The sequence below is a fragment of the Enterococcus sp. DIV0561 genome, from assembly GCF_050539875.1.
In the GTDB taxonomy this organism is placed as follows: domain Bacteria; phylum Bacillota; class Bacilli; order Lactobacillales; family Enterococcaceae; genus Enterococcus; species Enterococcus faecalis.
This window is the reverse complement of the sequence record NZ_CP172927.1, coordinates 51,170-66,742: the sequence shown is the minus strand read 5'-3', so window position 1 is coordinate 66,742 and position 15,573 is coordinate 51,170. Positions and strand designations below refer to the sequence as shown.

General features: G+C 39.5%; 13 protein-coding genes. 2 read left to right on the top strand and 11 right to left on the bottom strand.

From position 1 onward, the window contains the following. Positions 1 to 75: 75 nt before the first annotated feature. Positions 76 to 1,062 (top strand): LLM class flavin-dependent oxidoreductase, encoded by a 987-nt coding sequence (locus tag IGM13_RS00285; RefSeq protein ID WP_002419432.1) that lies wholly within the window; start codon positions 76 to 78, stop codon positions 1,060 to 1,062. A gap of 14 nt (positions 1,063 to 1,076) precedes the next feature. Continuing rightward, positions 1,077 to 1,301 carry a DUF896 domain-containing protein gene (locus IGM13_RS00280; protein WP_002356070.1) on the top strand — a complete coding sequence of 75 codons (225 nt, stop codon included), beginning with the start codon at positions 1,077 to 1,079 and terminating at the stop codon, positions 1,299 to 1,301. A 48-nt stretch (positions 1,302 to 1,349) separates the two neighbouring features. On the opposite strand, the gene IGM13_RS00275 is transcribed toward IGM13_RS00280, so the two are convergent. The 11 genes from IGM13_RS00275 to IGM13_RS00225 all read right to left on the bottom strand — a co-directional run bounded on the left by IGM13_RS00275 (position 1,350) and on the right by IGM13_RS00225 (position 15,561). After that, positions 1,350 to 3,029 (bottom strand): peptide ABC transporter substrate-binding protein, encoded by a 1,680-nt coding sequence (locus tag IGM13_RS00275; protein ID WP_002361487.1) that lies wholly within the window; start codon positions 3,027 to 3,029, stop codon positions 1,350 to 1,352. 135 nt (positions 3,030 to 3,164) lie between these two features. Further along, positions 3,165 to 7,154: a 5'-nucleotidase C-terminal domain-containing protein gene (locus IGM13_RS00270; RefSeq protein ID WP_048945225.1), complete on the bottom strand. Its 3,990-nt coding sequence runs from the start codon at positions 7,152 to 7,154 to the stop codon at positions 3,165 to 3,167. Positions 7,155 to 7,594: 440 nt separating this feature from the next. Further along, positions 7,595 to 8,980 carry a bifunctional UDP-N-acetylglucosamine diphosphorylase/glucosamine-1-phosphate N-acetyltransferase GlmU gene (glmU, locus tag IGM13_RS00265; protein ID WP_002356067.1) on the bottom strand — a complete coding sequence of 462 codons (1,386 nt, stop codon included), beginning with the start codon at positions 8,978 to 8,980 and terminating at the stop codon, positions 7,595 to 7,597. A gap of 201 nt (positions 8,981 to 9,181) precedes the next feature. Beyond that, positions 9,182 to 10,003 (bottom strand): pur operon repressor, encoded by an 822-nt coding sequence (purR, locus tag IGM13_RS00260; protein ID WP_002381336.1) that lies wholly within the window; start codon positions 10,001 to 10,003, stop codon positions 9,182 to 9,184. A 143-nt stretch (positions 10,004 to 10,146) separates the two neighbouring features. Then, positions 10,147 to 10,986 (bottom strand): metal ABC transporter permease, encoded by an 840-nt coding sequence (locus tag IGM13_RS00255; protein ID WP_002383493.1) that lies wholly within the window; start codon positions 10,984 to 10,986, stop codon positions 10,147 to 10,149. Positions 10,987 to 11,147: 161 nt separating this feature from the next. Next, positions 11,148 to 11,840 carry a metal ABC transporter ATP-binding protein gene (locus IGM13_RS00250; protein ID WP_002356064.1) on the bottom strand — a complete coding sequence of 231 codons (693 nt, stop codon included), beginning with the start codon at positions 11,838 to 11,840 and terminating at the stop codon, positions 11,148 to 11,150. 25 nt (positions 11,841 to 11,865) lie between these two features. Further along, positions 11,866 to 12,819 carry a metal ABC transporter substrate-binding protein gene (locus IGM13_RS00245; protein WP_002419435.1) on the bottom strand — a complete coding sequence of 318 codons (954 nt, stop codon included), beginning with the start codon at positions 12,817 to 12,819 and terminating at the stop codon, positions 11,866 to 11,868. 167 nt (positions 12,820 to 12,986) lie between these two features. After that, positions 12,987 to 13,838: a 4-(cytidine 5'-diphospho)-2-C-methyl-D-erythritol kinase gene (gene ispE, locus IGM13_RS00240; RefSeq protein WP_002356061.1), complete on the bottom strand. Its 852-nt coding sequence runs from the start codon at positions 13,836 to 13,838 to the stop codon at positions 12,987 to 12,989. Between the two features lie 180 nt (positions 13,839 to 14,018). Then, positions 14,019 to 14,321: a Veg family protein gene (locus tag IGM13_RS00235; protein WP_002383497.1), complete on the bottom strand. Its 303-nt coding sequence runs from the start codon at positions 14,319 to 14,321 to the stop codon at positions 14,019 to 14,021. Between the two features lie 57 nt (positions 14,322 to 14,378). Continuing rightward, positions 14,379 to 14,945 (bottom strand): sigma-70 family RNA polymerase sigma factor, encoded by a 567-nt coding sequence (locus tag IGM13_RS00230; RefSeq protein ID WP_002356059.1) that lies wholly within the window; start codon positions 14,943 to 14,945, stop codon positions 14,379 to 14,381. An 85-nt stretch (positions 14,946 to 15,030) separates the two neighbouring features. Beyond that, the gene (locus IGM13_RS00225; protein ID WP_002356058.1) at positions 15,031 to 15,561 is read right to left on the bottom strand and encodes an NYN domain-containing protein; all 531 of its coding nucleotides are present in this window, start codon (positions 15,559 to 15,561) and stop codon (positions 15,031 to 15,033) included. Between the last annotated feature and the right edge of the window lie 12 nt (positions 15,562 to 15,573).

The following is a 15,573-nucleotide window of genomic DNA, read 5'->3' as shown; positions in this document are numbered from 1 at the left end:
GTACTATTTTTTTTGACATGTTTGCGTAATAATAGCGGTAGCTTCAAAAAAACAACCAAAAAGGAGACTACATACATGAAATTAAGTATCTTAGATCAATTAACGGTTCCTAAAAATCAATCAGCAAGCGACACATTACAAGAAGCCAAAGAACTCGCTCAATTAGCGGAAAAACTTGGTTACACAAGAATTTGGTATGCCGAACATCACGGCTCAGACGCCTTTGCCAGTGCAACGCCAGAAATTTTAGTTGCACATATTGCTAGTGCCACCGAAAAAATTCGTGTTGGCGCGGGTGGCATCATGACCATGCATTATGCGCCATTTAAAGTCGCAGAAACGTTTAAAACGTTAGTAGCTTTATATCTTGATCGAATCGATTTAGGCATGGGCCGCTCGCCTGGTGGCAGCCCATTAACTACGTTGGCGTTAAATAATGGTCAGCCACCACAACTAGATCAATTTGATAAATTACCTGAAATTTTACTCTTTTTAAAAGAGGAATTTCCTGAAGATCATTTATATTCTAAAATTTCAGCTGTTCCGCGGGAAGTTCTATTACCACAACCTTGGTTACTAGGTGCTAGTAAAGAAAGCGCACATTCAGCTGGTGAATATGGCATTAATTTTTCCTTTGCACAGTTTATTCATGGACATTTGCCCAAAGAAGTATTGTCAGCATATTACAAGCATTTCCGACCAGTAACTGAACAACAAGAGCCTCAAGTGAGCGCTGCGTATTTCACTTTTGCCGCCGACACGAAAGAAGAAGCAGAATACCATGCGGCTAGTTTCGAGCATTATATCTTTGCCACCGAACATGGGCTTCCTAATAAATTTTTATCGCCAGAAGAAGCCCTAGCTTTCCCTTACAGTGAAATGGACAAACTGGTTTTAGAACAGAATAAACAACGCTTTGTCATTGGTAGTAGCCAAGAAGTTGCGGAGTTTTTCCACCAACAAGAAGAACTAGGGTTGACAGAAGCAATGCTAATCACCCCAGGTTATGACAAACAAACGCGCTTTCAATCGTTTGAACGCCTAGCAAAAGAATTATTATAGAAAGGAAATGAGAAATGTTAGAGGTTTTAAAAAGAATTAATACGCTTGCACAAAAAGAGCGTGAACAAGGTTTAACATCTGAAGAACAAGCTCTTCGTGTCGATTTGCGACAAGAATATTTGCGAACCATTCGTGAACAATTCAATAAAACATTAATGGGCGTCACTATTTATGATCCTACTGGTGAAGATGTAACCCCAGAAAAATTAAAAGAAGAACAGCAGAAATATTTTGATTAAAAGAGACACAGAACAGTCGATTTGACTTGTTCTGTGTCTCTTTTTTAACTACTCTTCTGTTACATATGTCCACTTATAATCATATTGTGCACCAGCACCATGGGCAACGACACCTTTTACTTCTTTACTGCGTAGATGGGCAGTCGCCTTTTGATAAAGTGGGGCTAAAGCGGTCTCTTCACCAATCAATAACTTCTCAGCCTTAACCATGTCTTCCCAACGTTTTTCAGGATCTGAAGCATCTCTTGTGGCTGAAGCCTCGATCAACTCATCGTAGGCTTTACTTGAAAAACGCCCGCGATTATAGTTATTACCAGTAACAAAAAGGTCTAAGAAACTACTTGGATCTGCGTAATCCGCAGCCCAACCACCTAAGATTGTCTCAAAATCGCCGCGACTGCCTCGATCAATTCGAACTGAAAACGGCACTGGGCTCACTGTTACATCAATGCCCTCTAAAGTATCCTTTAACGTACCTTGAATATATTCCGCTAACTTTTTCGTAGAATCGACATCATCGGCAACAATATCCATTTTGAGTGTTGTTATGCCCAATTCTTTCTTAGCTTTTGCCCAATATTCTTTTGCTTTTTCTGGGCTATATTCAACAATTTTTTTATTTTCATCAGCAAAATCTTTGTCATCTGTCGGCGAATACGACATCCCTTCTGGAATTAAGCCGGTAGCGACTACTGAGCCGTCGCCTAAAATTTTATCTACTAATGCGTTGCGATCAATCGCTGCTGAAATTGCTTTGCGTAAATTCACATTATTATACGGTGAATTTTTATCTCGCTGATTAAATTCCAAATAGCTGGTTCGTGCTTCTTTTTCGATAACCAATTCTGGATCCTTCGCCATTTGCTGGGCCAATTCGCCACTTAAAATAACATCGTCTGCTTGACCATCTTGGAATAAGTTCAAGGCAGTTGGCGCCTCCTTGACAACATCAAAATTGATTTTATCTAATTTGACATTGTCTTTATCCCAATAGTTTTCATTTTTTTCCAAAGTCCAATTGGTATCTGAGCCAGCCCCTTCAAAGTTAGCTAAGACAAACGGACCATTATAGACTGCTTTTTCACTGGAAGCAGCGTAATCTTTGCCATATTTCTCTACGGTTGCTTGATGTTGCGGGAAAAATAGTGGAAAGGCCAGTAAATAATCAAAATATGGTGTTGGTTTTGCCAGTTTAATTTCTAGCTCGTAATCTCCGTTTGCTTTAATGCCTAATTCAGAGACTGGTTTCTTACCAGCTACAATATCTGCGCCGTTTTCAATCATTTCTAGAAAATAAGCATACTCAGCGCCAGTCTGAGGATCTGCTGTACGTTGCCAACTAAAAACATAATCGGCAGCTGTGACAGGATCACCATTGGACCATTTTGCTTCTTCTCTTAGTTTCACTGTGTACGTCAGACCATCATCACTGACTTGCACTTTTTCTTTAGCTCCTGCTGGTTGCGGCTTGCTTTTATCATCTAAACGATAAATTCCTTCATACGCATTATTCAGTGCCGTAAAACTAATTGTATCTGTTCCTAAAGATAAATCTGCAGAAGGCATTTCTTGTTGAACCACTACTTTAAATTCTTGTTTAGCGGCAGTTTTCTCTGATCCGCCCTTTGCTTTTTCGGCGCCAGCTCCCCCATCACCACCACAAGCAGCTAAAACTAATAGCGTTGTTAAACTTAACCCGATAAGTCCTTTTATACGTTTACTTTTCATGCCTTTCTCCCTTCACAGAAAAAACTCTTCATTTTTTAATTTTTGGAATATTCTTATAATACTAAAATTAAAAACAAATGGCAAGCATTAAAATAAAAAAAGAACCAATCCCGAAGGACGGTTCTTAAAAAATGACTAACTAGCTTTGTTACGTCGTTTATAAATATACCAGCCAGAAGAAGAAAGTCCAACGAACAGTAAACCATATAATGCAAGCGTTTCTGTTTCTGTACCCGTTTTAGGTAAAAAGCCGCCATACTTTTTCTTCTCTGTTACGGATGGATTGCTCTGTCTTGCTCCCGCTTGGTTTTGTTTATTGGTTGCTACTGGTGTTTCTGGTGTTGGTTTCGGGTCTGGTTTTGGGTCTGGTTTTGGATCTGGTTTCGGATCTGGTTTTGGGTCTGGTTTTGGATCTGGTTTTGGCGTCTCTCCTCCACCGATTAACTCTTTGTAAGCTTCTTCCGAAATAGAAACAATTCGTTCGCCTGGGAATGGTTCTTTATATTGTGCTAAATCAATCGTCGTTGCTGCACGATACAACCGCAAGCTGGTTGCACTTTTCAAGTATTCAATTAAGACAGCATCTAGTGAAATCCCTTCTTCTCGTTCACCACCTAGCATATCGTAACCATCACCACCAGCAGCTAAGAAATCATTGGTAGCCATCCGGTATTGTTTCTTCTCATCCAATGGTTCAAACTTTTGTGTTTGCCGATTTTTAATTTCTATTCCTAATACGCGACTACCGACAATCGTTTGTCCTGTTTCATTGCCTTCGTCACTAGCCAAGCGAGTACCTGGTTTTGTGGAATCATAGTGGATACGAATGGAGCTTGAAACATGTAGGAAACCACCATTTGCGCCAAGTTTTGGTTGGCCAGCATCATCTAGTAAAATTGTGCCATTCTCATCTTTTTGTGGAATCGAACGAACAGACATTTCAAACATTTCTTTAACTTGAGCACCGGTTACTTGAATTTGCGCAATGCTATTGCCAAAAGGTAACACAGCAATGACATCCCCAACTTTAATCGGTCCTTGCTTAATATCAGCGCGAATGCCGCCACCATTAGTTACTGCAAAATCAGCAGGTTGACTAAACGCGTCTTGGCCATATGACATAATCGCATCACCAATCAAATTCCCTAAGTTGGTCTCTCGTGTGCGCACATTTTCCCGTTGTCCATCCAATGTGAATGGAATATAATCGACAATTACTTTTTCATTTTCAGCGTTAAAATTCGTTCGTGCTTCATCAACGATGGCTTTAACTGCCGGGTTTTCTGGCAATCCTAGCAACTCTTCTGCTGGAATCAATTTTGCTGTTTTCTTAGTTGGTTCATTCTCTGGTGCTGTGACAATTCCAACATTATTTAAATAATTACCTGTTTGAGCATAGATCACTTTGCCATAACGTTTGCCACTTTCGACGGCTGTATGCGAATGTCCATCAATCACATTAATATCTAACTCAGGATATGTTTGACTAAGGGTTTCTGCTAGCGTATCACCACGCCAGATATGCGGCGTCGTTTCATCTACGCCTAAATGCCCAGTAACCACGAAAGCTTGAATATCCGCGTACTTCTCTTTAATTTCATTAATCACCGCTTCTACTTCTGGAATCGGGTCTTTAAATGTCACCTTCTCCACGTTTTTCGGGTGTGTTTTCGTTGCTGTTTCTGGGGTCGTCACACCTACAATGGCAAACTTTTTCCCGGCTTTTTCTACGATTGTATACGGATCAAAAACCCGTCCACTGCCATCTCTGTAATACGTATTACTAGATAAAATCGGAAAATTCAGTTGGTCTTTATAACCTAGTGCAATCTCTAAACCAAAATCAAACTCGTGATTTCCCACCGCCATGGCATCATAACCAACTTCATTCATGGCTTTGGCCATATCCGCGCCTTTGGAGAAATTGGAGATTGGTAATCCTTGGAAAACATCCCCTGCATCCACCATCAAGGTTGGGTTTTCTTGGTCTTTAAAAGTTTTTAGACGCGCCATACCTAATTCGCCTTTCCCTGCTTCTAGTCGTCCATGAACGTCATTTGTATGCATAATGGTATATGCATTATCTAAATCAAAGCCCGCATTACGGACATCTTGTTTCGTAATAGCGGCGGCGTTTGGTGTACGTCCATCAGGAGAAGTCGGAATTTGAAGAGTGCCGTCATTCACTAATTCGATTGCTTTGGCACGCCATTTTTCATCAAAATTTGTCCCAATAATTGACCAATTTCGTTCGATTTCTTGTTCTGGATCAAGCGTTCCTTTTTTCTTAATATAATCAACAATCATTCCTCGTAAGGTTTCTGGATCAGAATTTTTAATAGGTTCCCCTACTTGAATCCCTTGGCTAGCTAAACCGCCGTAACGATAATTATTCATAGCAATCGTATATTCTTTGGCAGGATCCAGCGGTTGGCCGTCAATTTTCGCATCTACAATTCGTTCACCCACTGGTTTTGAAATGTCAATCTTGTAGTCCACTCCAGAAATCATGTCATAGTTATATACACGAATGTTTGGATTAAAACTAATGGTCAAATCATCTGGCTGTGTTTGGTTATAGTACGCCCCTTGTTTTTCTAAATACTTCAGTAAGTTTTCACCGTTAATGGGAACACTCACTAAGGTATTCGGGTATTTGTAGATATCAAAAATCGTGGCATAGGAAATCTTCCCCGCAGGTAATTTACTGTCGTATTTAAACAGCGCTGCCGCACTTAATTGTGCACCTGTCACTTCTTTTTGAACGTTATTAATTAAAGAAATCATCGCTGTTGGTTGTAATTGTGCTTCGGGAATTCCTTTAATTTCTTGTTTTGGTAAAAAATCAGCTGTTGCTGTGCCGATCTCCTCCTGAATAAACGCTCGCGTTTGCTCATGGTATTCTTTTGTCGCTGCCTTAACTGCTTCATCTGCTGGAACATTCGTTGTTGGTACAATCGTTGCTGTACCTTCTTGCACTTCCCACTTATCGGCATTTTTAGCAACTGAAAGATCAATTTTGACAACCTCTGTCCCCGTATCTTTCGGTCCCCCTACCGGTACAGTTTTTCCATTCGGCGCTGCTCCTTGCTTGGTAAAAGAAAGGTGGTCATGACCCAGAATATACGCATCAATCCCCGCGACATTTTCAATTACTTGGTCGGCGCTGGCAGCCGGATCACTATTTTGTTGTCCCGCATGAATCGAGGCAACAATAATGTCAGCCTGATCGTTAGCTTTCAACTCAGTAACTGCTTTTTCTGCTTCTTCTTTCAAAGGTAAAAAATTAAGCGAAGTAACACGAGGGCCATCCCACAAAGGAATGTGCGGAATTGTTAAGCCGATAATCCCAACTTTTAAATCTGGCTGCCCATCTTGATTAAAATCAAGTTCCTTCGTGGTAGTCCCTTCAACAAAACGAAGACCATCTTCCTTATTGTAGGTATTCGCAGACAAGATTGGAAAAGTGGCTTCTTGTTGAATTTTTTTGATTAACGGTAAACCAAAATTAAACTCATGATTCCCCAAAACCATTGCATCATACTTCATCACATTCATGGCGGTAATCATTGGATGGGTCTTTTCATTCACTAAAGGCGCTTTATTATACAAGTCATCTGTTAAAATAGTGCCTTGAATATTGTCGCCATTATCAATTAAAACGGTGCCTGCTGGGTTTTGTGCCCGGACTTGGTTGACGACTGTACTTACTTGGGACAAACCAACTGGTAGTTCTTTATCATCTTCATAAGACCAATTCCATAATTGACCATGAACATCTGACGTACCTAAAATTGTTATTTTTTGCGGCGTGCTCGTTTCTTCTTTTTCAGCGGTTGACGTTTCTAAATTCGTCGTCTCTGTTGGTGCTGTGGTTTCTTGTGACTGCTTGACACTGTCACTCGTAGCCTGATTTGGTGCTTCTTGTTTGATGTCTGTTGTTTCCTGTGTAATGACTGGTTCTTGTTTTCTACTTGAATCGGTGGTACTTGTTACTGCTTCTGAACTTTGTTGACTCGTTGTTTCTACTGCATATGCCGTACTAGTAACGCTTGGCGCTATCAACGCAACAGCCATTAAAAAATGCATGCCCCACTTCACTTTTTTAAAGCTCAACTTTTTCACAAATTTCCTCCTTGTGTTTCAACCCATTTGCAACAAACAATTGTCAAAGTAACAAACAACAAAAAGAGCCTTCCCCCATCACGCTGCTCTTCTTTTCCTATCATAATATATCCGTTAAATAAAAAACAGTAAATTCCGTTAAAATAAGATGTTTTTCCTGTAAATTGTTTTTATTTTTGGACAATACAGCGGATTTGTTTGTGAAAAAAATAGTAATTTTGACCAAAACGCGAACTTTATAAAAAAGAAAGTCTTTTTATATTGGAAAAGCAGAACAAAAACTATTTTTTTGAAAAAAATAACTAAAAATACCGAATAAACAGCATTGGTCTAGTCCTTGAATTCCTCTAAACAAATATTAGCAGCAATTGGTCTAGTCTTTAAGGAGGAAAAAGAACGCTCTTTTGCTTAAGCAAAAGAGCGTTCTTTTTTATTTGAGGTTAATCCTTCATGTAAGGTAACTTTTTAGCATAGCCTTCTTTATTCACTTGACGTGCCCGGGCAATCGCCAAATCTTCTGAAGGGACATCTTCTGTGATGGTTGAACCAGCAGCAGTCACCGCATGATCACCAATCGTGACTGGCGCAACAATGTTCGTTGCAGAGCCAATAAACGCGTGATCACCCACGACTGTTTGGTGTTTATTTTTGCCATCATAATTAACAAAAACAACGCCGCAACCGACATTAATATCTTTGCCTAATGTTGCATCACCAACGTATGTTAAATGGCCCACTTTTGTTCCTTCATCGATTGTTGCATTTTTTACTTCCACGAAGTTACCAATGTGTACGTTTGCCCCCACATCTGCTTTAGGACGTAAATGTGCATACGGACCCACATCGGCCCCCTCGCGAACCACACTTTCTTCAATCACAGACTGTTTAACAACCACTTGATTGCCGATGTGACTATCAACGATTTCTGAATGTGCGCCAATCAAGCAATCTTCGCCAATCACTGTTTTTCCTTTGATAGTGACTCCCGCTTCAATGACTGTGTCTGAACCAATTACCACACCTTCATCAATATACGTTGTATCTGGATCAATAAATGTAACACCATTTCGCATATGCATTTCATTTAAACGACGATGCATAATTTTATTAGCAGTGGATAAAGCGACGCGATCATTTACACCCATTGCTTCGTCAAAGTCTGCCATTTGGTAAGCAGCGACAGCTTTGCCTTCTTTTTTCAAAATTTCAATGATATCTGTTAAATAGTATTCCCCTTGTGTATTGTTTGTATCTGTTTTCGCTAACGCTTCAAACAATGATTCATTATCAAAACAGAAGGTTCCTGTATTAATTTCTTGAACACGTGCTTCTTCTTCACTGGCATCTTTTTGTTCCACGATTCGTTCAACAATGCCCACATGGTCACGAATAATTCGACCATAGCCTGTTGGGTCTTCCGCATGCGCTGTTAAAATAGTCGCACTTGCATTCTTACCTTGATGGTAATCGAATAAATTTTTCAAGGTTTCCGCAGTTAATAACGGCGTATCCCCTGTAATAACTAATGTTGTTCCTTGTTTACCACCTAATAACTCTTGTGCTTGCATGACTGCATGCCCAGTTCCCAATTGTTCAGCTTGTAAGGCATATTGACTACGTTCGCCTAAATGGCTTTTAATCATTTCCGCCCCATGTCCAACGATTGTCACGATTTCTGTTGGTTCTGTTTGTTCTACCTGATCTAAAATATGTTCGACCATTGGTTTACCAGCAACTGGATGCAATACTTTATAAAGTTTAGATTTCATGCGTGTTCCTTTACCAGCTGCTAAAATAATTGCGTATCTATTTTCCACGTTTGCCACCTCAAATTAACTAAATTGTTTGATTTTCTTCTAAATCGTCCTCATTATACCTTTTCTAGTTTATCTTACTCTTTTGTCTTTTTCAACAAAATAAGGCATTTAAAAGGTAGACCAATTTATTTTCTCATCTTTTTTTAAAGGAATAAAACAGAAAAAAAGAACCTGAAAATGGAATGGACCATTTTCAGGTTCTTTTTCAAATTATTTCTCTGTGAAATAGTTTCCTGGGACTACGCTAATCGTTTTTGTTTGTGTATCCACATCTTCCACATATAATAGCGAAGTGTAGTCATCGATTGCACGACGGCCATTGAATTTTGACTCAGCAAAAACGGTAATGCCCACAAGTTCTGCTTCAAATTCTTCAATCATACTCTTCATACCATTGACGGTGCCGCCGCCTTTCATGAAGTCATCCACGACTAAAACTTTTGAGCCGCGTTTTAAGCTGCGTTTTGAAAGTTCCATTTTTTCGATACGTTCTGAAGACCCTGATACATAGTTCACGCTCACCGTTGAACCTTCAGTAATCTTAGAATCGCGACGAACAATCACAAACGGAACATTTAAGTAATAAGACACAGCTTGCGCAATTGGCACTCCTTTGGTCGCAACGGTCATTACCGCATCAATTTGTTTGCCTAAATATTTAGAAGCAATAATCCGGCCCACTTGTCTTAATAAATTCGGTTCCCCAAGTAAATCTGAAAGATAAACATAACCCCCAGGTAATAAGCGATCTTGTTCTGACAAACGATCACACAAATCCATAATCAACTGCTCCGCTTCCTCATAAGGAATTTCAGGGATAAAGCGGACACCGCCTGCAGCGCCTGGAATCGTTTCTAAAATACCTGTTCCACGTTCTTTAAATGTTTTTTTAACAATTGCTAAATCTTCACTAATGGAAGACTTGGCAGATTGGTATCGGTCAGCAAAATATGTCAAAGAAACCAATGTATGGGGATGATCTAAAAGATATTGGGTCATATCGATTAATCGTTCACTTCTCCGAATTTTCAAATTCGTCACTCCTTTTCATTCTATCGTTCCTTATTATAAGGGGTTTAACCGAAAAATTCGAGGATTTTTTTCAAATAACTGAAAATAGTTCGCCATTTCTTTTAAAAAAAAGAAATAAAGGAGAAAAACTTTCGTTTTTCTCCTTAGTTTCTTTGCATTTTTTGTTTTCGTTGGACCATAACAACCACTCGGCGATAAATATTGACTAATAAGAATAAACCAATAAAAATTAGGGTAATGCTTGCACTCGGTGGTGTTTCCAAATAATACGAGCTAGTCAACCCTGTTAGCATGCCAATCAAGCCCATAAACACACTGATGATGATTACCGTGTTGAAGCCTTTACCAATTCGCATACCTATCGCAGCTGGTAAGACCATAATTGCTGAAATTAACAAGGCTCCCGCGATCGGAATCATCACAGCAATCGCCACACCAGTAATTACATTAAAAAGCATCGACATCCAATGAATAGGTAGCCCATCAACATGAGCAGTATCTTCATCAAATGTTAAAACATACATTGGGCGTTTAAATAACATAAACAATAGAACTAAAACTACGAATAAAATTGCCAACATAACCACTTGATCCCACGTAATCGTGACGATGGAACCAAATAAATACGATTGAATACTAGCAGCTGAATTGCCTCCTGTTAAATTCATTAAAACTAACGCCAAAGCCAAACCGCCTGACATTAAAATAGCAATCGAAATTTCTGAATAGGTGCTATAAATCATTCGTAAATATTCTAGAATGATTGCAGCCACAATCACGACAATTAAGGTCATTAAATTAGGATTCCAATTAAAAAAGAAGCCTAGTGCCACACCGGCTAATGACACATGTGAAAGGGTATCTGCCATTAAAGATTGTCGGCGAATAACTAGAAAGACGCCGAGCATTGGGGCAATCACTGAGATAAACAGTGCTGCTAAAAAGGCCTTTTGCATAAATGCATAAGAAAGCATTTCTGCCATACGATTCACTCCTTACCGCTAAAATGAACACTACCATTGTAGCGACGTTTAAGCGAATTAATTTTTTAATTCCTGCTTATTTTTTAAATTTTTCCAACATTTCTTTAAGCCGTTCCTTGGCTTTCGTTATGATCGAGCCAGATAACGTTTTATTGGAAAATTTACGTATACGATTCTTCACTCATATGGAAGCAACGCCATTTCGAATCTTCTTTGCGGACAAGACGAATTTGACGATCTACATAGGTTTTGATATCTTCATGATCATGCGTAATCATCAAAATAGCTTTTCCATGTTCATGCGCACTGTGTTGCAACAATTGATAAAATTCGTTTCGCGATTGTTCATCCATACCTGTTGTTGGCTCATCTAAAATAAACAAATCTGGATCAGTCGCAAACACTCGTGCTAAACTAATTCGTTGCTTTTGCCCGCCAGAAAGCTCGCCAATTCGTTTGTGGCGCATTTCCCACATGTCCACTGATTTCAAAGCTTTTTCCACATGAAGATGATCTTTTTTCGTCAACGGTTTGAACCAACGATTTCTGGGAAAACGACCTGAACGTACTAATTCAATGACGGTGCTAGGAAAGCCCGCGTTGAAAGAAGCGACTTGTTGTGGAATGTAGCCAATGCTGATTTTTTCACCAGCACTATTTTTTTTAGCGACCGTAATTTTGCCACTTGTTGGTTTTAATAACCCTAAGGTACTTTTGATCAGCGTTGACTTGGCAGCGCCATTTTCTCCTGTTAAAATAACGAATTCCCCTGGATCAACATAATAAGAAACATCTTCTAAAACAGGTTCATCATCATAATAGAAGGTTAAATTTTCGACTTCAATATAATGCATAAGTTGGCTCCTTTCTGTTGCCAGATTAATGAATGCTTTTTTGTAAAGCGGCGAGGTTTTCTTTCATGACAGACACATAGTTCTCGCCTGCTTCTTGTTCTTTTTGAGTTAAACTCTCTAAAGGATTCAATACGGCTAATTCGACGCCTGTCTCATCTGCCAATGTTTTGGCTACTTTTGTAGAAGCCGATGCTTCAAAATAGATCACAGAAACATTGTTTGTTTTAATATATTTTTTTAATTCGGCTAAACGACTTGGCGAAGGTTCTTGGTCTGGAGAAATCCCAGCAATCGGTTCTTGGGTCAAGTCATATTGTTTTGCCAAATAGCCAAATGCAGCATGTTGCGTCACAAAGGTCCGATTTTTAGCGCCTGCAAATGCAGCTTGGTATTCCTTATCTAGCGCAGTCAATTTTTCCAAATAAGCAGCGGTATTTTTTTCAAATACGGCTGTTTTCTCAGGATATTTTTTGATAAGCGCATCCCGAATCGCTATCACTTCTTTTTGCGCTAACACGGGATCTAACCAGACATGCGGATCCAGTTCGTGAGAATGGTTATGGCCTTCATGACCTTCTTCGCCAGATTCTTCCTCTTCTGTTCCTTGCATCAATTGAATGGATTGACTGGCTTCCACGATTGAAACTTTTTTCGTGTCCAAGTTTTCAATAACATTCGGAACCCAAGTTTCTAGCTCTTTACTATTATAAACAAAGACATCCGCATCAGTAATTTTCGCTAAGTCTTTTGCGCTTGGTTCATAATCGTGTGGTTCCGTTCCAGCTGGAATCAACAGCTCAACCTCTCCCTCATCACCAACGACTTGTTTTGCGAAGTCGTACATCGGATAAAAAGTAGTCATTACCGTGAGCTCTTTCTTCTCTTTTGGCGATTGTGTGGTTTGCCCACAACTAGCTAAAAGAAAAGCACTGATTGCTAAAGTAACGCCGATTATCAAACGGCGGTAGATTTTCGTCATGTTCTGTCCTCTTTTCGATTTACCTATTATAAACCGTAATATTTACGATTTGCCAGGAATAATGTACCAAATGGATCACGGGACGTCAAGGAATAAATTTAAAAAAACAGCAGAGCGTGGGACAAAAATCACTTTGGATTTTTGTCCCACGCTCTGTTGTTTTTTATTTATTTCAATGTCCGAACCAAATAAACTTCTTCGCAAAAGCCTTTGAGTCCATTATAAATCCGTTGTGCTCGTGTTTTCTTTTCACATAAAGCAAAGACTGTCGGTCCACTGCCGCTCATCAACGCTGCATCAGCGCCGTACTTCAGCATGCGATCCTTGATTTGTTGCACGATTGGATGTCTGGCAATCGTGACACTTTCCAACGCATTGCCGACCGTCTGGGTCATCCCAGTATAATCACCATTTTCAATAGCTATTCTTAGTCCAGCAATATCTGGATGGTGCAATTCATCTACCGCTAAATCATTAAAAACGGTACTAGTAGATACACTAATTCTTGGTTTAACTAACACAATCCAACATTGAGGCATGGTCGGTAATGCTTCAATTTTCTCCCCACGTCCGTTTGCAAAGGCTGTTCCGCCCCTTAAACAATAAGGAACATCCATACCAATTTGGCTACCAATTTCACAGAGTTCGTCCATCGTCAACCCCAGATTCCACAGCTTGTTCAAGCCTCGTAATGCTGCGGCACAGTCACTGCTACCACCTGCTAAACCAGCTGCCACGGGGATACGTTTTTCAATATATATTTTAATTCCTTTATGAATATTATAGGTACGCTTTAATAAGTCAACTGCTTGATAGACATGATTCCGTCGATCCACGGGTAAAAAAGAGCTGTCCGTTTCAATACGAATGATGTCTTCTTCTAGATTTTCAAAAGTTAAATGATCGGCTAAATCTACACTTGCAAAAATAGATTCAACTTCATGATAGCCATCCACACGTTTATGCAGAACATCTAACCCAAGATTAATTTTCGCAGGAGCTCGTTCGATTATTTCCATCGGTTCCCTGATTCACCTTCCTTAATCTTTTGTCTACCAACATTTTAATCTTTTAGATTCTATCATATGTCCATGAAGAAGTACACCGAAGATTGCTCTTTCTCTGACGACAGATGGCTGAAATTAAAAAGAGCTTAGGAACGAAGGGCTCTTCCTTCACTCCTAAGCGGACTTTCTAAATTATACGGCTTGACCGATGAATTCGATTTCAACGGTGCGTGTTAAAACATCTGAATAGCTATAAGATACACGTTCAAATGAGTTCTCGTCTGGATCCAAGTCAACAACAAAAACAGATGGATAAGTCTCCGTTAAGATTCCTTTACGTTCTGTTTGGCGCTTTCTTCCAGTCTGAGCAACTAACATAATTTCACTGCCGATACGGCCTTCCAAATCTTTCTTAATTGACGATAACGTTGTTGGCATTGCATTCACCTCGAGAAACATTATATCACTTTTTTTAAAAAATTTCAAGTTTATCATACTAGAAGTCTGTTTGCAACTACTTTTGCTCGACAAACCGGCTGTTTTGTCGAATTTTTATTCATTTTCTAATGTATATTTCATTTTTGCTTTGGCACGATCATAGGCACTTCGGACAGCTGAAAAAGTTCCCCCACGTACTTTAGCGATTTCTTCTAACGTGTAGCCTTTTAAGTATGCGTTTAAAATTTGTTGTTCCAACGAGGAAAGACGTGTCGGAAAAGCTGCCAATTTTTCTTGAATCATTAATTGACCTAATGGATCGGTGGCCGCTGTCCCTAAATAGTCCACTAACTCTTCACCAGCGCTTTCTAAGCGTTGTTCCAGAGAAATAGACAAGGTATCTGTTCGCCGCTTATAGGCGCATTGATGGCGAATTAAGCTATGTACGTGATTTTCAAAATTTCGTTTAAAAAACTTTCCTAATGATGCTTGTTTTTCTGAATCAAATCGTTCTAACGTCCGAAAGAAGACAATTCGCCCTTCTTGAAGCCAGTCCTCAGTATCATAATCTTTTAAATAGTATTTTTTCATGCACTTATAAATCACTGGCTGATATTGCCCATATAAAGCTTGAAATTGTTCTTGGTCTCCTGCTAATGCTTGTTGAATCTGTTCTAACATAAAAAGCCCTCCTTTTCGATAAACGTATCGAATGATTTAGGAGAGCATAGCATGTTAGAAATTTATGACTTAAGCGAACATTTGTTTAATCTTTTTTTTGAGACAATTCTTCTAGCTTCTCAGAAAGTTTTGATAACTGCTCCACGTTCCATGGAGAATTTCGACGAAATTGCTGAAAATGGATATCCGTTGCATGAATGGCAATCGTCTTTTCTGTTTTCTGGACAGCTTTGTAAAGTTCATTGGCCGAAGTCCGCAATGCACCTTGTGAAAAGACCACCCATTGTTCAGCCAAATCACTCGTTGCGACTGTTACTTGCGTTAAACGATCATTTTTTTCACCAGCTAGACGTTCAATATAACTATCTGCTGTTTCATCTTCTTTGGTGAAAACCACGGTCAAAAGGTACTTTTTGTACGTTTGCTGAATACCTGGGACTAATTGGGCATCAAAGACCACAATGATTTCCAACCCTTCATATTTGGCATAATTGGACAGACGACTAAGAAGCAGTTCACGCGCATCCTCTAAACGCTCTTGCTTTTTCAACTGGACCAATTCTGGCCAAGCACCAATCATGTTATAGCCATCAACGATTAACAATTGTTTTTTCATACAATCGCCTTC